Below are 20,200 nucleotides of genomic sequence, written 5' to 3'. Positions count from 1 at the left end.
CCGCAAAGCTGATCCCCCAATCTCCGTGGCCCTCGCGTGAGCAAGTGCCATCCGCCGAAGAGATTCCCGCCCCTGTTCCCCGTACTCGGAAAAATGGAAACCGACACCACATGAAAACACACATGCCTAGCAAACTCGCGCTGGTCCTCGGACTGGCGTTCGGCCTGCCGGCCGCACTGACGGCCCAATCCACCCCCCCGTCCCCCTCGACAGAATCAGCGAGGGACGACGTAGTCCAAATGAACCCTTTCGCCGTGAACACCGATCGGGACTTCGGCTACGTCGCGGTCGATTCGCTCGCTGGCGGGAGACAGAACACTCCGCTGCGAATCACACCGTCGGCGGTTTCCGCCCTGACCCAGGAGTTCATCTCCGACACCGGCGTCACCGACCTGCAGAGCGCGCTCAAATGGTCGCTGAATGTGGTGCCAACCAACTTCCGCAGCGGCAACGAAGGTGGCACCGCCGGGGATACCCATAATTTCTGGTCAATCAGCATTCGCGGCGATGGCCATGTGCAAGGCGGCAATCCACCCACGAAAAACTACTTTCCGACATTCATGGTGATCGACACCTACAACGTCGAACGCATCGAAATCAACAGCGGTCCCAACTCCATCCTCTTCGGTATCGGCGACATTGGCGGCAGTCTCACGACCTACACGAAGACCCCTCGCTACGACAAAACCTTCAGCGAGGGTACCGTTCAAACCACCAGTTGGGGCGGCTACCGCGGCACCCTTGATGTCAATGCCTTCCAGGGAAGGATCGCCACGCGCGCCAACCTCCTTCTGGCCGACCAGCGCGGCTGGCGGGATGGCGACTTTGACAAGCGCAAGGCATTCGATTGGGGCCTGACCTACAAGATTTCTGAAAACACCCAGATCCGCGTAGGCGTGGAGGGCTGGGATCAGGAGCGAAACGTCTATGCCTCCGCGGTCACGGACGGACTTTCCCTCTGGAACGGCACGACCAATGCCGCAACCTGGGGCGCTACCGTGGCCGGGGCTGGCAGCAACCCCGTCGCAACCGCCGGGGCTCCCGGCGTAAAGTACATGGACGCCTGGGGTGGCGTCGACAATTACCGGGTCTATGTGCCCGGGTTGGGCATGATGAATTGGGCGCACGGACTGCGCAGCGCCGGCACGGGCGATTTCTACGGCGGCGCCTACATGCGCCCGGAAAGCTTCACCGACGGTCGGAGCGGCCGGAGCGTGCCTGCCGCCCCGTCGCGGGAATTTGCCATCGCTTCCCCGGACAGCGTCCTCGATGCGAAATCCCTCGCCATGAATGCAAGCTTCGAGCACCGGTTCAACGACCACAGCGAGTTTCAACTGCAGGGATACAAGTATGTCGACACCGCCAAAGCGAAGAACTTTGAAGGTGCAGGCGGCGGCCAGGGACAGGGCGCGGCGTACGATCTCAACCGCCAGCTCCCGGATGGCCGGCCCAACCCCAACTACGGCAAGATATATTCCGACTCGTTCCTCGACAAACAGACGCAAAATCACCGTGTGGACGAAATTCGCGGCCAGTACACCTATCACTTCGATTCCACCCTATGGAATGTGCCGCTGCGCCAGACCTTCTCGGTGTCCGCTGGCCATCAGGTCACCGACTATGATGCCCGCCAGTATCAATTGTTCTATCGCCCCGCCTATGGTCCCGTCTGGCAGCAATCGATGATCTGGGGCCGCATCTACTGGGACAACCCGCAGGCATCCTGGGGCATTCCGGAGGGAGGGGACTTCGCCTACCAGGCGCATACGTTCAACTGGTATGACTTCAACTCCACCCAGAAAATCAACTATGGCGGCGTGTTCTCGCAAAGCCGCCTGTGGGATGACCGCGTGAACATCTCGCTCGGCGCGCGCCGCGACGACTACAAGAACACCAAGATCGGCATCCGGGGAACCGGCAACAAGGCGACGATCGCCGACGATGCCGGCAACACCTACACCGCCGGCGTCGTGGGCTACGTCACCGAATGGCTCGGCGTCGTTGCGAACGTGTCGAGCAACTTCCAGCCTGCGGCCGGCGGTCTCGCCCCCAGCGTGACGGGCACGGTGTTTGGACCGTCGTTCGGCAAGGGTCGCGACCTCGGACTGCGTGTCTCAACCAAGGATCACAAGTACTATGGCACGGTCAATTTCTATGAGACCAAGTCAACTGACGTCATCGGCGGCGACAGCCCCGGCTTCCAGGGCATTTGGGATCAGTACTTCAAGGCGGGCGGCACCAAGACGGACATCGGCCCCGCCGGCACCGTAACCGGCGGCCCCGGCAGCCTGAAGGCCGCAATGAGCTACGTTGACACCTACGACGTGAAATACCACGGCGTGGAAATCGAACTCGTCGCCAACCCGACACCCAACATCCGCCTGCAGGCCCACTATTCGAAGCCCAAGGGCGAGAAAGAGAACAACGGTCCCAATGGACGGGTCTATTTCGCCCAGCACCTGCCCGACTGGCAGGTCGTGGCCAACGGCTCGACCCCCGACGCCATCCTGCTGCGCACGATGCTCACGGATGCCCAGAAGCGCCTGGATACAACCGCTGTGACCACGATCACCCCGAAGCTGCCGACTGAAATCTACAATCTCTGGGGCGCTTACACTTTCCGCGAAGGCGGATTCAAGGGCCTTGAGATGGGCGGCGGCTTCTCCCACATGGGCAAGCAGTACGGCCAGCCTTGGGAAAATGCCAACGGAAAGCGCACCCAGTCGCCTGCGTACACGATTGCCTCGGCGTTTGTGTCCTATTCGACCAAGTTCGCAACCTTCGGCCACGCAATCGATGCCAAGTTTCAGCTCAACGTCGACAACCTCCTCGATGAGGACAAGTTGATCTTCACGAGCTTCCAGACCTATGGCACAAACGGCGTCCAGGGCGGCAACTACAGGTTCCTGAATCCGCGCAAATTCACCATCTCCGCCAACTTCAGTTTCTAGGCGGCGGACTTCGCCTCGCGCAGCCGCACCCCGTCGGTCCGATCCCGCCGGGGTGCGTTTTTTCCACCCACCTTTCCTGTTCATTCTCCCGACCTCTTACGCCACCGATCCGCGGCACCTTGGCCGCGAGGCGACTCGCAGCGCCCCTTCAAACGGGGATTGAAGCGATCGCTTGATTCATCGCCTCCCACCTTCATGGCTGCCAGTTCAACCGCGACCTTCCCATTTCAATCCTGTCGGTTGCGCTCCGCAGATGGCTTTAACCTCCGCGAACTGACCGGCGCCGCCGGCTTGAAGGCGCAATTCCTGCCTTCCGGCGCGCTCTTTGCCCTGCGCCATCGCGAGACCCTGATCAACCAGTTGCTGCCAGGTCCGGCCGAAGACGGACTTTTCCGGCTGCTCGTGCGCTCGCTGGATCCATCGGGCAACCCATCCGGCTGGGCTCCCCTGGCCGGCCCCAACCTGGCCTTCGGATTCGACGGAAAAACCGCCACCTGGCGCCGCTCAGGCGCGGTTGGGATTCTCGATTGCACCGTCACATTCGCGCTGCACCCCGATCTGACGGCATGGGGCTGGCGGATCCGCGTCCGCAACACCGGCGATGCCTCCCTGCGAGTCGACACCTTGTTCGCGCAGGACCTCGGACTGGCCGACGTGAATGCGGTCCGGAACAACGAAGCCTACAACTCCCAGTATCTCGATCTCCTGCCATTGACGGACACCCGGCTGGGCCACGTCGTGCTGGCCCGACAGAACCAGACCATGGCTGGCGGCAGGCACCCTTGGCTCGCCTGTGCCTGCGCTGGCGGCGCGGCAGCCTTCTGCACAGACGGCACCCAGTTCTTCGGCGCCGATCACCGCTTCACGGGTGAACCGGCCGCGGTTCGGTCGCGGGCGCTGCCTTCGCGCCGCCTGCAATACGAGTTCGCGCTGGCTGGACTCCAATCCCGGCCCGTTGAACTCGATGCCGGCGCAACCGCCGAGGTTGCCTTCGTCGTGCGCTACACTGAGGACCATCCCACCGCATCCGGCGCGGATGACCTCGCGCGGCTGCATGAATTGCTGCCCGCAACCTGGATCGGAACCGACGCAGTCGTGTCGCCTGCATCCGACGGCTCGGTGTTCACCACTGCGGGATGGCTGCACGGCGAGTCGCCAACAGCCGCCGACTGGGAGGCATGGTTTCCCGGCCCGCGCCGGCACGAGGAACATGCTTCCGACGGACGGCTGCTCTCATTTTTTCATGGGGGCAACACCCATGTCGTTGCCCTCGAGAAAGAGAAAACCGCAGCCCGTCCGCATGGCCATGTCCTGCGCAGCGGCGGCGGACTCTGGCCGCAGCAGGATCAGTTCGGCTTCACCTGCTACGCGGCCGGGATTTTCGGAGCCCAGTCCTATCTCGGCAATCCGGGTCTGGCGCGCCTGCTGAATGTCGTGCGCAACCATCTGGGCCTCACTCGCGCCACCGGACAGCGAATCTTCCTGAGGAAAAAGCATGGCTGGCTCCAGCTCGGAGTGCCCACCGCCTTTGCGCTCGAGCCCGGCCGGGTGCGCTGGTGCTATCGCCTGGCCGATGGATTGATCGAGATCAGTGCCTGGTGCTCCGCGCGGCTTCCGGCCTCCTTTCTCGATGTGAAGGTGGTCCGCGGCGCGCCGCGGGAGCTGCTCGTCACCCATCAGCTTGCACTCGGCTCCAACGAGTTCGAGTCAGAGGGCGAAATCACGGTGCATCCGGACGGTTGGATTGCGTTGCGCCCGGTCGCTGAAAGTTTTCCCGCACGCCACCACGCGGGAGCGGCGTTCGCGATCGCCGCAGCGAATCCCGCCGGTGTCGCCGCCGCGGGCGGGGGCGAACTGCTCGGCGCCGGCGGCAGCTTCGAAAAGGGACCGTACGCAGTCTTTCGCACGCCGACCGCAACCGGCGCGGCATTCATCATGCTGGGCACCCTGGAAGGCGAAGGCGCGTTGTCCGCAGCCGTGGCGGCCGCGCGGGCGGAATACAACGGTGCCGCACCAGCCTCTGCGCCGCCCGGCGCTCCCTTGCGGCTGAACCGGAGTGGTGACGCATCCGTCGCGCGTCTCGATGAGGTGCTGCCGTGGTTCGCTCACAACGCCGGCATTCATTTTTCCGCACCTCACGGTCTCGAGCAATACAGCGGGGGCGCGTGGGGCGTGCGCGATGTGTGCCAGGGCTCCGTGGAATGGCTGCTGGCGGCGGGAGAATTCGCCACGGTGCGGCGCATCCTCCTTGATGTGTTCGCCCAGCAATACGCGGAAGGACCCGGCGGCTGGCCGCAGTGGTTCATGCTTCCACCCTACCGCTTCGTCCAGCAACCCCACAGCCACGGCGACGTTTGTTTCTGGCCGGTGAAGGCGCTGTGCGACTACGTTGAAGTCGCCAACGAGCCGGCGTTTCTCTCGACGATCGCGGGCTATACCGACTGCAAGAACTTCACGCCCGCGGGGCCGCGGGAAAGCATCCTGGCGCATTGCGACCGTGTGGTTGACTTGTGCGAAAAGCGCTTTGTCGCGGGCACTGCGCTGGTCGACTACGGCGACGGCGACTGGGACGACACGCTCCAGCCCGCCGATCCCGCCATGCGCACACGCATGATCAGCACCTGGACCGTCGCGCTGGCCTGCCAGGTGTTCAGTCAGCTCTCCCGTGTTTGCCGACGCACGGGGGAAGTTTCCCGGGCGGAGCAACTGGAGGCTCTGCTTGAGCGCATGCAGAGGGATTTTTCCGTCCATGCGGTGATCGGAGGCGTCGTCGCGGGTTTCCTGGTGCATGAGGCCGATGGCCGCTTCCGCCCGCTGCTGCATCCCGACGACCGCATCACCGGCATCCGCTACCGTCTCCTGCCCATGACGCGCGCGGTGCTCGCGGGGCTTTTCACCAACGACGAAGCGCGAAGCCACGCCGCGCTGATCAAGCGGGAGTTGCTGTGTCCCGACGGCGTGCGCCTGATGAGTGAACCCGCGACCTACCGCGGAGGATTGGAGCGCCTGTTCAAGCGGGCCGAAACCGCCGCCAACGTCGGACGCGAAATCGGCCTGCAGTACGTCCACGCTCATCTCCGTTATGCCGAGGCCCTCGCCTGCCTCGGTGACGCCGAGGGACTGTGGACGGCACTGCAGGTCGTGAATCCAGTCGGGCTTTCAGCCGTTCTGCCAAACGCAGCTCCGCGCCAGGCCAACGTCTATTTCTCCAGTTCCGACGCCGACTTCGCCGACCGGCTGGAGGCTGCGGATCGCTGGTCTGAATTGCGGGATGGGAAGGTCGCCGTCCGCGCCGGCTGGCGACTCTATTCCAGTGGCCCCGGAATTTTCCTGCGAGCGGTCCGTTCCCACCTCCTTGGCGTGCGCGAATCGTTCGACGACCTCGTTTTCGACCCGGTGCTGCCGCGCAGTCTGGACGGCCTGGCCGCGGATCTCACGGTGCTTGGCCGCCACGTGCGGATCGTCTGCCGCGTGCGGGACACCAGCTTCGCGCCAACCGCCGTGCGCGTAAACGGTCACCTGCTCGACACCAGCCGGCGCGACCCGAATCGTTATCGAACAGGCGGCACGCGGATCCCCAAAGCCGAGATTGTCCCGCTTCTGCGCGCGGACGAAAACCGCATTGAAATCATTCTCTAAAATCGCCTCTGCCGCATCAATGAACCCGGTCTCACCTGCTAAGGCCAGGGAAACGCCTGCGACCTCCTCAGGCACCTCGGTCGAGACCGCGTCCGTTCCACCCGCCTACCGCCGAGCCGACCTTCCCGTCGATGAACGTATCGCTGATCTTCTAGGGCGGATGACGTTCGAAGAAAAACTCGATCAGTTGCACCAATGCGGCCTCGGCGACATCAACGCCAACAATCTCTCGTCGTCGGCCGACAAGATGCGACCCACCTACGGCTCGTACATTGTCGGCGGGCCACCGGAAACGATCCTGTCCGTGCGCAACGCTGCGCAGCGCCGCGCCGTCGAGGAGTCTCGTCTTGGCATCCCGGCGATCTTCGCTGCCGATGTAATCCACGGCTACCGAACGATCACGCCGATCCCGCTTGCCCAGGCCTGCGCATGGGATCCCGCTCTCGTGGAGCGCGCCAGCGCCCAAGCCGCGACCGAGGCGCGAGCGCATGGGATCGACTGGACCTTCGCGCCGATGGTGGACCATTGCGTCGATTCCCGCTGGGGCCGCATCGCCGAGACATTCGGTGAGTCGCCCCATGCCGCGAGCGTTTTCGCCGCCGCCGCCGTGCGCGGCTTCCAAGGTGCGAACCCCGGCGAGACATCCTCGGTCGCCGCGTGCCTGAAGCACTTCGTCGGCTACGGCGCCTCCGAGGGCGGACGCGACTACGCGTCCAGCGGAATCCATCCACAGACGCTTTGGGAAATGCACCTGCCGCCGTTCGAGGCGGGAATCCGCGCCGGCGCGCGCACCGTCATGAGCGCGTTCAACGACCTCAACGGCTTGCCCGCGAGTGCGAATCCGCACATTCTGACCGAGGTGTTGCGACGCCGCTGGGGCTTCACCGGCGTCGTCGTTTCCGACTGGGGCGCGGTGGAACAATTGATGAGCCAGGGTTTTGCCGCCGATGGTGCCGACGCCGCACGGAAGGCGCTGACAGCCGGAGTGGACATCGACATGGCCTCCGGGCTCTACCGCGAACACAGCCCTGTGCTGGTGCGCGATGGTCGTCTCGCACCAGCCGGCGTCGACGATGCGGTCCGCCGCATGCTGCGACTCAAGTTCGAACTCGGCTTGTTCGAACGTCCCTACGCGGACGCAAGCCCGCTGACCGGCGCAGCGCCGAGCGCTGCGCACCTCGCCCTGGCCGAGGAGTTCGCGGCGAAATCCATTGTCCTGCTCAAGAACGACGGCGTGCTCCCGCTGAGAGAGGTCCGCCGGCTCGCGGTCGTCGGCCCGCTTGCCGCGGAGAGCGGTGCGTTGCTCGGTTGCTGGGCCCAGCAAGGGAAATCGCAGGAGACCCCATCGATTGCCGACGCGATTCGCGAGCGCCTGGCCGTCGGCGTCGAGCTATGCGTCGAATCCGGCTGCTCGATCCAGGGGGATCCGCAGGACGATCCTGCACGCGCGTTTGCCGCAGCGAATTGGGCGGACCTCACGGTCCTGTGTGTCGGCGAGGATGCCTCAATGAGCGGTGAAAACGCCTCGCGCGCGACGCTTCGCCTTGCGGGTCGCCAGGAGGAACTGATCCGCGGGGTGCTCGGCGCGGACAAGCCGGTGGTGCTCGTGATTGTTTCCGGACGACCGATCGACATCCATGAGTTTGAGCCGCGCCTCAACGCCGTCGTCGCTGCCTGGTGCGGCGGCAGCCGGGCCGGTGCGGCGCTCGCGGACATGCTGTTCGGCCGGCGCAATCCCTCGGGCCGGCTGGCGGTCACCTGGCCGCGCATCGCCGGGCAGATTCCGCTCTACCACAACATGAGGCCGCGAGCGCGCGCCGGAGACATGGGTGCGTACCGTGATGTCCCCGCGACACCGCTCTACGAGTTCGGCCATGGACTGGGCTACACGACCTTCATCTACAGCCCTCTGCGCCTGAATAGGGATGAAGTTTCGAGCGACGATCGGCTCGCCGCAGAGGTCATTGTCACCAACGCCGGATCACGCGAGGGTATTGAGACCGTCTTCTGGTTCATCCGCGACCCGGTCGCCTCCATCACACGACCGTTGCGTCAACTGAAACATTTCGAGCAGGCCACCCTCGCTGCGGGCGAGAGTCGGGTGTTCCGCTTCGTGGTCGAGCCGGCGCGGGATCTTTCCTTTCCCGACGCCGACGGCCAGCCTGTGCTTGAATCCGGCGAAATTATCCTGAGTGCTGGCGGACAGAGCGCTTCTTTCCGCGTGCGCTCCCCCTTCCCTCCCGCATCCGGTCGCCATCGCCCGCCAGCCCCGCCAACACCCCAAACACCCCGCCCATGAACCCACCGTCCGCCCATGTCACCGCCGCTGCCGACCGCATCCCGCTTTCCCAGAAAATCGCCTATGGCATGGGCGCGATTGTCACTGTCGTCGCCGTAAACTCGGTGGTCCAGCTCACCAACCTCGTCTACATCGTCGGCCTCGGCGTCAGCACGATCTGGATCGGCTACGCCCAGGCGTTTCCAAGATTGTGGGATGCCCTGATCGACCCGCTGATCGGCAACTTCTCCGACAACTTCCGCTCCCGTTACGGGCGGCGCATTCCCTTCCTCGTCGTTGGCGGCGTCCTGCTCGGCATCGCCTTCTGGCTCCTCTGGACGGTTCCGCGGAACTGGAGCAAGGAGTGGATGTTCGCCTATTTCGTGGTGACCTCGCTGTTCTTCTACACCGTCGTGCCGGTCTACTCGATCCCCCACGGTGCGCTCGGCATGGAAATGACCGAGGACTACCACGAGAAAACCAACCTGTTCGCCTTCGCCAGCTTCATCGGCAACATCGGCGCGCTCACGCTGCCGTGGGTCTATTTCCTCGCCAACCGCCCGGTCTTCGGCGGTGACACGGTCAATGGCATAAAATGGGTTTGTCTCGGCATGAGCGTGATCCTGACGGGCGCCGCGATGTGGTGTGCGCTGGTCTGCAGGGAGGGAAAAATCAAACAGGTGAGCCGGCAGCCGCGCGTGTCGATCGTCAAGAGCTTCAAAGCCACCTACCGCAACCGCGCTTTCCTGCGGCTGGTGTCCGCCTTCGTGCTCCTGATCGTCGCGTTCCAGCTCGTGATGGGCTTCAGCAACTACATCCAGATTTTCTACCTGTTCGACGGCCACACCGAGAAGGCCTCGGAAGTCATGGCCGTCAACGGCACGCTCTGGGCGGTCGTGGGCATCGCCGGAGCGCTGCCAATGGCATGGATCTCCAAGCGCCACGGCAAACGTTTCACCGTGCTGCTCGCCTTCGGACTGATCATCGGTGGCAATCTGACCAAGATCGTCTGCTACAACCCCGCGGCACCCTACCTGACCGTGATCCCGACCTGCTTCCTTTCTCTGGGCATGGTCTTCGCCTTTTCACTCGTGAACGCGATGATCGCGGACATCTGCGACGAGGACGAACTGGCCACCGGAATCCGTCGCGAGGGCATCTACTTCGCCGTCTACAACTGGTGGTGGAAGGTCGCCGTATCGATCGCGACGGTCATCAGCGGCTACCTGCAGCGTTACACGGGTTTCGTCGAGGGCGCGACGACGCAGAGCGACGCAACCCTGCTCAACCTGCGCATCTGGGAAATCGGTCTGCCGCCGGTGCTCTGCCTCGCGGGTGTGTGGTTGCTGGCCGGTTATCCGCTCACCGAGCGGCGCGCCTACGAGGTCAAGGCCCTGCTCGACCAGCGCAAGGCCGCAGGCACTCCATCGCCCGCCGCCTGACCCTGCCCGCCGTCGCATCCATTTCAATGAAATCCAGCCGCTTCCTGCTTCTCACTCCCGTCGTTCTGCTCCTGTCGGCCACCGCTTCAGCCGTCGAGTCGTTCGACCGACATGTCCTGTTCGCCAACGCACCCGCCGCCACCGGCGGTTACTCCAACACCCGGACAAAGGTCGTCGCACCGAGCACGCTTGAACTCGTCAACGGCCGCCTGCCGATCGCGACCGACCGCTTTGTCAGCCCGCCCAACGCGCTGAAGCTGCATTGGAAATCCGTCACCGGCGGCGATTGGAGCGTGAAAATCAACCAACCCGGGCGCGACTGGCGGAAGTTCCAGTTGATCGGTGACACCCTCGCTTTCTGGTGCTGGTCCGACACCGAGCTGACGGAACTGAATTCCCCCCGCGTGTTCATGCAGGAGCCCAGCGGACGGGGATCGAGTTCGTTCCCGCTTGTCTCCGGCGCCGAGCGTTTGCCCGCGAAACAGTGGGTGCGCGTGAAAATCCCGATCACCCGCGACAACCGCCTCTACCGCGGCACACGGGACCGTGTCTTCGAAATCAGCGATGCGGTGAACCTCACCTTCATCTCGGGATTGGACGACGGCATCGAGCACACGCTCTACCTGGATGACTTCATGCTCATCGACGGTGCCGCACCCTTGGACACGAGCCCGCCCGCCACGCCGATTGGACTCACAGCCCGTGGTTACGAGCGGCACTGCGACCTGCACTGGCAGGCGTCCAGCGACGACGACCTGCTCGCCTGGCGAATCTATCGGTCCGAAAATGGCACGGATTACGTCCCCATCGCGACGCAGCGCGGCGACTGGACGCGCTTTCCTGATTTCGTCGGCGCCCCCGGACGGACCTTCCACTACAAGGTCAGCGCCGTTGATCTCGCCGGAAACGAGTCGAAGCTGTCCGCAGCCGTCAGCGCCGCCACGCGGCCGTTCACCGACGCAGCGCTGCTCGATATGGTGCAGGAGGGCTGTTTCCGGTACTTCTGGGAGGCGGCTCATCCCGTGGCGGGAATGGCACCCGAAATCCTGCCCGGCGACGAGAACCTGATCGCGCTCGGTGGAAACGGTTTCGGCGTCATGGCACTGATGGTCGCCGTGGACCGCGGGTTCATCACGCGCGAGCAGGGTGTCGAGCGCATGCTCAAGATCGTGCGTTTTCTCGCCAAGGCCGACCGGTTCCACGGCGTGTGGCCGCACTTCCTCGACGGCGAGACCGGGCGGACACTCGACTACTTCGGCAAGTACGACAACGGCGGCGACCTCGTGGAAACGGCTTTCATGATCCAGGGCCTGCTGGCCGCGCGCCAGTATTTCAATCATGACACGCCGGCCGAGCGAGAGGTCCGCGACACCGCCACGCAATTCTGGCGCGAGGTCGAGTGGGACTGGTATCGACAGAAAGGCAGCGACGTGCTGACCTGGCACTGGTCGCCCGATCACGACTTCTACATCAACCACCCGTTGATCGGTTGGAACGAGACACTGATCGTCTACCTGCTTGCCATTGCCTCGCCCACACACCCCGTGCCGGCCTCGATGTGGCACACCGGCTGGGCCGGGAGGTCCGACCTGGCAGTGAAATACCGCCGGGGCTGGACCACGCAGGGCGATCACTTCACCAACGGCCACAGCTACCACGGCATAAAGCTGGAGGTCGGCGAGGCCGGCGGTGGAGAACTGTTCTTCACTCATTTTTCGTTCATGGGCTTCGACCCGCGCGGCATTCGCGACGCCTACACCAATTACTTCACGAACAACCGCGCGATTGCGCTGATCCAGCACGCCTATGCCATCGACAACCCCCGGGGATTCACCGGTTACGGCGCCGACTGCTGGGGACGCTCGGCCGGCGTCAACGCAGGCGGCGCCAAGGCGCTGCCGCGCTCCGACAACGGCACGATCAACGTCATGGCATCGCTCGCCTCGATGCCCTACACGCCCGAAGAATCGATGGCCGCCCTCCGGCACTTCTATCGCGACCTCGGCGACCGAATCTGGGGCACCTACGGCTTCCACGACGGCTTCAACGAGACGGAGAACTGGTTCGACGAGGACTACATGGTGCTGAACCAGCCGCCCACGGTGGTCATGATCGAGAACCACCGCACGGGCCTCGTGTGGAAAAACTTCATGGCCAACCCCGAGATCGCCCCCGCGCTGAACGCCATCGGTTTCAAGCCGGACCGAGAGAAGTAGCTCTGATCCTGTTCCGCCACGTCCCAATTTCGTTTCTCAGAATATTTCTCTACTCGATTCAGCGAATGAACACCAGACGCACGGTCCTTGGAAGCAGTGGTGCGCCCGGCGGGATTCGAACCCACGACCACCAGCTTAGAAGGCAGGTGCTCTATCCAACTGAGCTACAGGCGCAAAGAAAGTGCGTCCGCCACTATGGAAGCGCCCGTGTCATGCCGACAAGGGAAAAGGTTTCCGGCGCCCGCCCTCGCATCGAAAATGTCCCTGATGATTTACCACTTGAAAATGCTGAAAAGCACCGGATTGTGACCCTCCGCAATTCGCCCTCATCGTCTATCGGTTAGGACAGGAGATTCTCATTCTTCAAAGCGGGGTTCGATTCCCCGTGAGGGCGCCAGTTTCCTGGCATTCCGTTCAGGGTTGGCTTGGCGGCGGAAGATTCAATCCGAGATGCCAATAGTGATAGGCCTCGGGGTTCACGGCCTTCAGGCCATCGAGCCATGAGTGCGCGTGCCCATTCAGGCTGGCGACCTTCAATGCTTCGAGCTGGACCGCGCTGCCGGTGTAGCGGAGACCAACGAGGTCAAGGCTGCGTCCTGCACGGAGGTGTGCGACCAACACGGCCACGCGGGCCGCGAGCAGCCGGCGTGGCTCTTTGCCCCGGGTGAACTCCGGCCAGGTCAGATGGCCGCGCATCTTGTCCAGCCCGTCGTGGAGCAGCATGGCGTCCGGGTAGGCGCTGAGGATCTTCTGCTTTGTGGCGGTGAGCGCCAGGCAGGCCGTGAAGGTGTCGTCGAGCGTTGCCTCGCGGCTGGGATTCGTGGCCCGATATGCCGACTCCTGCGCCTGCACGGCGTCGTAGGTCGCGGCGATCTTGTTGAAGTCCGTGGCCTCCTCGAACAGCACGCCGACATCGAAGAGCTGCTTCGCCACCTGCTGCAGTTGCTCGCCTCCGCTCTTCTCCGCATGGAACGGCACCCCCGTGGTGTGCGGGGCGAAGGCAGTCAGCTTGTCGCCGAGGAGACTTTCGACCGTTGGGACGCGCACCAGGATCTCGCGCTCCGGGGTCAGGAAGTTGGTGCGGATCGGGCGCATCACCACTTCATGCACCTCGTGGGATTCCTCGACGATATCGAGCAGCACCTCTGACTCGGCCGCGCCCGGAAGCACCGAACGGTAGAAAAACCTGAAGTGGCGGCGCTGGGGCAGGCCCCGCACCCCGCGCTGCTCTTCCTCGTGCCGCAGAAACGGCTCTCGACTAGCCAATTTGGCGAGCACCGCATCAACTTCGGCCGCCGGCCGGCCGCAGACGATGTCGATGTCGCGTGACAGGCGCCGGGCTTCAGGCAGATGCAGCAGGAGACTGGTGCCGCCCTTGAACATGAAAGGCAGGCCGCTCTCCTGCAAATACCGGTAACGTCAGTGCTCAGACGCATTTCTCCGGATGGCCGGATCACACTGGCCCAGCGCCTGCCTCTGCCCGTGAATCCAGTCCGGGGTATAGATGGCGGAATGGAACATGGGATTCTAAGTCAGAAATCCGATGAATTAACTAACGTCACTTTTGGCGGTACAGTGACGTTGGTTAATTGCGTCTATTGCTTGGATTTTAATTTTTCTGGAGGCCGCATATCTCAGCATGGCAGCGATTTGCACCTTATTCTTACCCAAAATAGCTGCAACAACACCCTCTGCTTCAGGCTGATCCATGAGTGCCAGCGCACCGCACTCGGCGATGAGATCGACAAGGACCTGCTCGATGGCAGCCTGCCTGCCCTGGGGGGCCGGCTGACGGCCCAGCGTTGGGCGTAGGACGACCATCTTCTCGCCCGGCTGCACCGCCTTGGCGGCAACACTGGCCGGTGGGTTGACCGCGACCTCCCAGCCTGCGGCGCGGAGTCCTTCGCCCACTGACTCCAACGTATCCGCCGGGGCGTTGAGAAAATGAACCGGGTGGGCCAGCAGGTGGTGCATCCACGGATTGAGCTGCACCGTGCTCCACACGCTGAAATCCAGCAGCGGGAATGCCTTTTCCACGGCCCGGACGAGTTTGGCGACCGGCTTGGGATCGAGCGTGATGGGTTCACTCAATCGCGTATACCAGCCGCGTCCCGCATCGTGGAGGAGGCCCTTGGCGACCGCTTCCGTGAGATAGACCTTGAACGAACCGTCCGTGAGCGACAGCTCGGCCTCGTTGGCGGCGGCCTGGATCGCCGTCGTCGGGAAGTAGCCCGAACCTTCCTTCAGCTTGCCGAGGATGCTGAAGAACAAGGTCTGCTTGCCGTCAGTCGGAGCGGATTGGGCGGCCCAGCGTTGGTCCTCCGCGTCGAGGCCGTAGAGAGCGGCGACGCGGGCGTCGATCTCGGCCTCGACCTTGGCGATCTGTTCGGTGAGGGCGGCAGTTTCGTCCCGGGCGGTCTCGTAGAGCTTCATGTCAGGCGCGCGGCCGTGCAGCTTGCGGGCGCGTTTGGCGTAGTCGTCGGCCGCGAGTGACCACGGCTGTTCCAGGGGATTGCGCGAGGTGCTGTCGGCCGGATCAAGCCCAAGCGCGCGAAGGAACTGCTCGCTGCGGGCGCGGCGCTGACCGTGCAGGGACTGCGCCTGCTGGGCGAGTCGACCGATGTGGTCGCGGTCAGCAGCGACGCGTCGGGAATAAGGCTTCTCAAGTATTGAGCGCGGTATTCCAGGCGTCCGCCATCATCTTTATCGCCAAGCGTCGCACATACCTCTTTCAAGTAGGCAAACACCGATGCGGAGTTGAGAACAGCGAGAAGAAACCAATCTGCGGATGGCAAAAAGAAGCACTTGTTGTTTAGATACCGTCCCTCCGTCTCCAAAACGAAACGAGCCTCTTTTCCGATCTCCGGATAAACGATTTTCGGTTTCAGAAATTCTTCATAATAAACGCACGCTCTCAGTTCCCACCAGTGCTGACCTTGGTCGGTGCGCTTCCTAGCTTTTTCCTCAAAAGGTTCCAAGTGCCGTAGAACCGAGGTGTACCTATGGATCGGCACCCCAATCTTCGTGAGAATTATATAAGTCTCCCTGAAGTGTGTTTCATATCTGCGCACATCGTCGCCTGCGAGGATCGGCCGAATGATCTCGTCCGCTAGGGGCGTTTCGTCGACGAGCTGTTTGCGCTTAAGTCTGTCGACAACGAACGCCTCATTTAGCCCTGTTTTAAGTCCCCACTTAATCTCACCGCCAATGTAATTTCGAAGTAATGTAGCCCTACTTTCCATCCGCTTCCGCAACCCAGCAGCGGCTATCGAGGCTAGTCGCGCGTTGCCCTTGCCGAATTGATTGGCGGGAACATCGATACGGAGGAGCTGAAAATGGTGGCGAACACCCTGGCTGTAGCAGAGATTTAAGTCCTTGACCATCGCCCACGCGGTCGGACTCGCGATGCGTGGCAGTTTCTGCCAGATAAAAATTGCCGCGTCGGTAGCGGCGGTGTCGAAAACGCCAAGCTCGCCAAAATCCATCACAAGGTGAAAAGCATGCCCATCGAGCAAGTACTGACGGAGCGATTCGCCATAGCCAGCGCGGAGCCATTTGTTGGACGAGATGAAGGCAGCCACGCCGCCGGGTCGGAGCAACTCGTGGGCGCGGGCGAAGAAGTAAACGTAGAGATCCGCAACACCCGTAAAAACTTCAGGGAACCGTTTTTTGAGAACCGGCTTTTGCTCCTTAATAAGCTCCTGTCGCACGTAGGGCGGATTGGCCACGATGATGTCGAAACCGCCTGACTGAATTGCCGAGGATGCATCCTCCTGCGCGAGCAACTCGCCGAGTAGCGCGCGCTCTTCGGCATCGGGCAGAAACACCTCCGCAAACTCCACGGCCCAGTTGAAGCCGTGATCGGACAGGTCCGCCTGCTGCCAAAGCGCAAGGTCCGCCCGTATGTGCTCCAGCTCGGCCTTCAGCCTGGCCTTCTCCTCGCCATGGGCGCGGAGAAAGGCCGCTTTCTTGTCGCGGAATTCCTCCACCGCCGGGCGTTGAAAGATGTCCTGCGGCGCGGGGGCGGCGAGTGCGTCGCCCACTTCGATCTTAAAATCGAGATTAGGCAGTGGCGGCGGAACCGGACCCTCAAACTCGACCGCCAGAGCGAGCCAGAGGCGCAGGCGCGCGATGTTGACGGCGAAGGCATCCTTGTCGACGCCATAGAGGTTGCGTTCAATGATCTGGAGGCGGCGTTGATAGGCATTCTCGGGGTCGGGCTTCTGACGAGATGCAAAGATGCGCGTGCGGAGGTCGAGCAGCTCGTGCAGCATGCCCAGCAGGTAGGCGCCGGAGCCGCAGGCGGGGTCGCACACCTTGATTGTGAGCAACGCGCGATGAACGGCCTCGGGGTCGCGCAGGGCCGAGGCGTCGTCGTCGTGAACGAATTTCTCCACCGCCTCGCGTGATTCCGCGCGGCAGCGGTCGGCGAGGTGCTCGACCAGGGCGGCGCGCGCCATAAAGGCGACGATGGGCTTCGGCGTGTAGTAGCTGCCCTGCTCGTGGCGGCCGGTGACGAGTTCCTCAAACACCTTGCCGAGCATTTCGGGATCGACCGCCACCTGGATCTCTAGCGGCGTGCTCTCCGCCACGGTGAAGTTGTAGCGGGAGAACAAACCGGTTTCGGAGTCGAGGATGAGGGCGATGGCCTCGTCGGGTACGCGGAGGGCTGGCAGGCGGTCGGTGCCATCTTCAGCATATTCACACAGACCGCCGTTGAGGTATGGCACGAAACCAATTCGCTGATCAACCGAGTCGGCGGGGCGATCGGGCTGGTTGAGCACCTCGAAGAAGATCGGGACAAGACGGTCGGCGTAGAAGTTGACCGAGGCGGGCGAGGTGCGGAGCCGGGCCTTGTAGTCGTTCCAGAGAGCTGCGAGATAATCGCTGCGCTGACCGAGGCGGAGCCAGCCCTTGCGCTCGACGAAGGCAAGGAACATGAGCCGGTTGAAAAGGCGCTGGGTGAAGAGGCGAAGCCGCTCCTTTTCCGAAAGCGAGGGGCGGACATGGTTTTCCACCGCCTCGAACACACGGCCGTAGTCACGGTAGAACTCCTTGAAGAGCGGCTCGACCTTGAAGGCCTCGATCAGGTCGGAGAGCTGGGCGCGCGCGCCGAGGGAGCGGAGCAGTTCGAGTCGCTCCAGCGCCGTCCGGCACGGCAGCCCCGGACCAAACAGGTAGGTGTAGCGGCGGGGCGCGGTCTCGTTCTGCTCCAACTGGCCGTCGGCGGTGAAGCGGTTGGTGCGGGCGGCGAAGGAGAAGCGGTAGTCGGGCGCATCTCCTACGAAGAAGGCAAGCACGGCATCGGCTCCCTCCTGTCCGATGAAACGGGAGACAAGGTTGCGCAGGCCCACGCGGTTGCGCTGCAAGTCCACTTGCCCGGTGACACGCACTTCCAGCACGGCGACAGTCCGGTCTCCGGCGAGCGGAATGCGCGCAATCTGCGACGCCGAGGCGATGGAGGCATCGTCCAGGCTCAGGTCTTTCGCAGCCCCGAATGCCTGCGTCGTGGGAAGCAGGTCGTGCAGCAGCACAAGCCAGCGCTCTCGTTTATAGTTCGATTGAAGGAGGGACTTCAGGGCGTCGCGCGTCATTTGCTGGATGAATGGTCGAAGGACTCGGTGAGGATGATCTCGGGGTCGGTCTCGGCGCGACGAATGCTCTCGGCCGTGCCGACGCCCTGGTTCTCCATGTCCTCCAGTTTATACTCCCGCAGAATCTCGAAGAGCTTGTCGGCCAAGACCGCCGGGGTGACCTTGACCTTCTTGGTGTCGCGCTGGAGCTGGTTGATCTCGCGTTGGAGACTCGCGTAGCGGGCGCGGGCCAGCGCGAGTTTGGCCAGGCGGATCAGGCGGCGCTCCTCATCGCTGATGAAGTCGAAGGCGAGAAAGCCGTCCACGAAGTCGCGGGCGCGCTTCTCATTCGGCCCCTGCTTCACCTCGACGGCGAGGGGTGCGAGCGTGTCGGCAATGACCGCCTCGCGGAATGCGGCGGTGGCGGCGTTTACCTGGGCGTGATGCTCGCGGTGCAGCGCGATGGCCGGCTCGTCGATGTGCTGGGTGCGAAACTCACGGGCCGCCTCGGTGAAGCTGATCTCCCCGGGTTCGGCACCGGGCTGCACGCGATAGAAGGCGTCGCGGTGCGCGTTGCGGATGAACGCGACCGAAGTGTGCGCGCGGCCGGCGTCGGCGCGGCCGACCCGGCACCGGGCGGGCAGCTTGACGATGCGCCGGAACTGCTCGGGGTTCTGCGCACGGAAGCGGCGCAGCTCCATGAGGAGCGTGAGTCGTTCGTCGCGTTCGCTATCTTCAGGGACCTTCTCAAAGAGGCCAAAGGTATCCACCTCCTCGTCGGTGGAGTAAATCTGGCTGTCCTCGCCGAGTGCCGAGTGAAAGGCCTGGAGCTTCATGACGGCCTTCTTGCGCAGCTCGATGTCGTCGTCGACCCGGGAGGTGGGGTAGAAATTGTAAATGTAGACGCGCGGGGCGACCGAGCCGATGCGGTTCACCCGGCCAATGCGCTGCATGAGCCGCGTTGAGTTCCACGGGGTGTCGTAGTTGACCACGATATTGGCCCGGTGGAGGTTCACGCCCTCGGCGAGAACCTCGGTGGAGATGATGAGGTCGTAATCGTTCCGGCGCTTGCCTGCGAAATTGGCATCGAAGTTGGCGCGAATGTCGTCGCGCCGGGTGCTGCGGTTGCCGGCGTCGATGGCAATGACGCGGTGAAAGCCGGCGATCGACAGCCGCTTGGTCAGGTAGTCGGTTGTCTCCCGCGATTCGGAAAAAACCACGAGCTTGCCCTCGCGGTTGATGTCGCGGTTCATCAGCTCGGCCCGCAGGCGGTGCAGGAAGATGTCAAACTTGGGATCAATGTTGGCGTCGGTGACACGCTGCCAGTCGGCGAGAATGGGCTCGATTCGGTCGAGGTCGCGACGAAGCCCGTTGAGCAGATCCTCGGCAAAGTCCTCGGGCTTGCACACCTCGATGGTGGGGTCCGCGTCCTGCTTGTCAGCAATGAGCGCGACGAGTTCCTCCTCGCGGCCCTCCAGGATGAGCTGGTTCACCGGCAGGTTGGGGGCGATGTAAACGGTGCCGCGCTCGAACATGCCGATCATGACCCGGGTGGCATCCCGGAAGCGTCGAAGCGAGGCGGTGAACGCGTAGAACGAGCTGTCGAGCCTTTTCACGAGCAGCGTGCGCATGATGGTGGCAAGCTGGTGCGAGATGCGGTCGGCGTTCTGGTATTTCTGTTTCAGTTCGGCCCGGAGGAATGAGAGTGCCTTGTATCGGTTGTAGGTCAGACTCGTGGGCGTGCCGGTTGACAGCATCTGGACAGTGCGATCGTAGAGCCCCTCCAGTTCGGGGGTGAGTGGATACAGGATGTGCCGGGGTCGCTCAACCTCGGGGAACGTGATCCCCTGCTCCACCAAATCGCGCTGGTAGTCCTCGTTGTCGCTGAGGTCGGTGCGTGTGCGCCGGACGATGATCTCGCTGATGACCTTCGTGCGGATGCGCTCGTAGATGGCGATCACCGCGCGCCGGGCGGCCTCGATGTTGGGCTCCTTCCTGGCGTCACGAAACTCGCGCTCCTGCTGGGCGAAGAAGTGCTGAAGGTTGCCGACGCTGAGGGTGGAGCGCTTCAAGTCCTGGAAAAGGGCGAGCAGATTTCGGA

Annotated in this window: 9 protein-coding genes and 2 tRNA genes; 6 read left to right on the top strand and 5 right to left on the bottom strand. The window is 63.3% G+C overall.

What is annotated here, in order from left to right:
* Positions 1 to 122: 122 nt before the first annotated feature.
* The 5 genes from HS122_12380 to HS122_12360 all read left to right on the top strand — a co-directional run bounded on the left by HS122_12380 (position 123) and on the right by HS122_12360 (position 12,526).
* Positions 123 to 2,951, top strand: a complete 2,829-nt coding sequence (locus tag HS122_12380) for a TonB-dependent receptor plug domain-containing protein (protein MBE7539195.1) — start codon at positions 123 to 125, stop codon at positions 2,949 to 2,951.
* 195 nt (positions 2,952 to 3,146) lie between these two features.
* Entirely contained in the window at positions 3,147 to 6,590 is a 3,444-nt protein-coding gene (locus tag HS122_12375; protein MBE7539194.1) for a hypothetical protein, read from the top strand.
* 19 nt (positions 6,591 to 6,609) lie between these two features.
* Positions 6,610 to 8,889 (top strand): glycoside hydrolase family 3 C-terminal domain-containing protein, encoded by a 2,280-nt coding sequence (locus HS122_12370; GenBank protein MBE7539193.1) that lies wholly within the window; start codon positions 6,610 to 6,612, stop codon positions 8,887 to 8,889.
* Positions 8,886 to 10,310, top strand: coding sequence for an MFS transporter (locus tag HS122_12365; protein MBE7539192.1), 1,425 nt, complete (start codon positions 8,886 to 8,888; stop codon positions 10,308 to 10,310). Before HS122_12370 ends, HS122_12365 begins: the two co-directional genes overlap by 4 nt.
* 26 nt (positions 10,311 to 10,336) lie before the next feature.
* Positions 10,337 to 12,526, top strand: coding sequence for a hypothetical protein (locus tag HS122_12360; protein MBE7539191.1), 2,190 nt, complete (start codon positions 10,337 to 10,339; stop codon positions 12,524 to 12,526).
* 97 nt (positions 12,527 to 12,623) lie between these two features.
* On the opposite strand, the gene HS122_12355 is transcribed toward HS122_12360, so the two are convergent.
* Positions 12,624 to 12,700 (bottom strand) — tRNA-Arg (locus HS122_12355).
* 148 nt (positions 12,701 to 12,848) lie between these two features.
* Between HS122_12355 and HS122_12350 the strand changes: the two genes are divergently transcribed.
* A tRNA-Glu gene (locus HS122_12350) sits at positions 12,849 to 12,923 on the top strand.
* Positions 12,924 to 12,940: 17 nt separating this feature from the next.
* Here HS122_12350 and HS122_12345 read toward each other — a convergent pair.
* From HS122_12345 to HS122_12330, 4 genes are all read right to left on the bottom strand, one after another.
* Positions 12,941 to 13,909 carry a nucleotidyl transferase AbiEii/AbiGii toxin family protein gene (locus HS122_12345; GenBank protein MBE7539190.1) on the bottom strand — a complete coding sequence of 323 codons (969 nt, stop codon included), beginning with the start codon at positions 13,907 to 13,909 and terminating at the stop codon, positions 12,941 to 12,943.
* A gap of 165 nt (positions 13,910 to 14,074) precedes the next feature.
* Positions 14,075 to 14,959: a hypothetical protein gene (locus HS122_12340; protein ID MBE7539189.1), complete on the bottom strand. Its 885-nt coding sequence runs from the start codon at positions 14,957 to 14,959 to the stop codon at positions 14,075 to 14,077.
* On the bottom strand, positions 14,956 to 18,120 hold the full coding sequence (locus HS122_12335; protein ID MBE7539188.1) for an Eco57I restriction-modification methylase domain-containing protein: 3,165 nt from the start codon (positions 18,118 to 18,120) through the stop codon (positions 14,956 to 14,958). Before HS122_12335 ends, HS122_12340 begins: the two co-directional genes overlap by 4 nt.
* A complete protein-coding gene (locus HS122_12330) occupies positions 18,117 to 20,171 on the bottom strand; it encodes a hypothetical protein (protein MBE7539187.1) in 2,055 nt (684 codons plus the stop codon). The genes HS122_12335 and HS122_12330 overlap by 4 nt, the downstream gene beginning before the upstream one ends.
* Between the last annotated feature and the right edge of the window lie 29 nt (positions 20,172 to 20,200).

The organism is Opitutaceae bacterium (assembly GCA_015075305.1).
Classification (GTDB): domain Bacteria; phylum Verrucomicrobiota; class Verrucomicrobiia; order Opitutales; family Opitutaceae; genus UBA6669.
The sequence above is the reverse complement of the archived record's forward strand: the minus strand, read 5'-3'. Positions and strand labels throughout refer to the sequence as shown.

Bases quoted from the DNA above. Each gene is read 5' to 3' on its own strand.
- HS122_12380 (MBE7539195.1), top strand. From the start codon at position 123: ATGCCTAGCAAACTCGCGCTGGTCCTCGGACTGGCGTTCGGCCTGCCG.
- HS122_12375 (MBE7539194.1), top strand. From the start codon at position 3,147: ATGGCTGCCAGTTCAACCGCGACCTTCCCATTTCAATCCTGTCGGTTG.
- HS122_12370 (MBE7539193.1), top strand. From the start codon at position 6,610: ATGAACCCGGTCTCACCTGCTAAGGCCAGGGAAACGCCTGCGACCTCC.
- HS122_12365 (MBE7539192.1), top strand. From the start codon at position 8,886: ATGAACCCACCGTCCGCCCATGTCACCGCCGCTGCCGACCGCATCCCG.
- HS122_12360 (MBE7539191.1), top strand. From the start codon at position 10,337: ATGAAATCCAGCCGCTTCCTGCTTCTCACTCCCGTCGTTCTGCTCCTG.
- HS122_12345 (MBE7539190.1), bottom strand. From the start codon at position 13,909: ATGTTCAAGGGCGGCACCAGTCTCCTGCTGCATCTGCCTGAAGCCCGG.
- HS122_12340 (MBE7539189.1), bottom strand. From the start codon at position 14,959: ATGAAGCTCTACGAGACCGCCCGGGACGAAACTGCCGCCCTCACCGAA.
- HS122_12335 (MBE7539188.1), bottom strand. From the start codon at position 18,120: ATGACGCGCGACGCCCTGAAGTCCCTCCTTCAATCGAACTATAAACGA.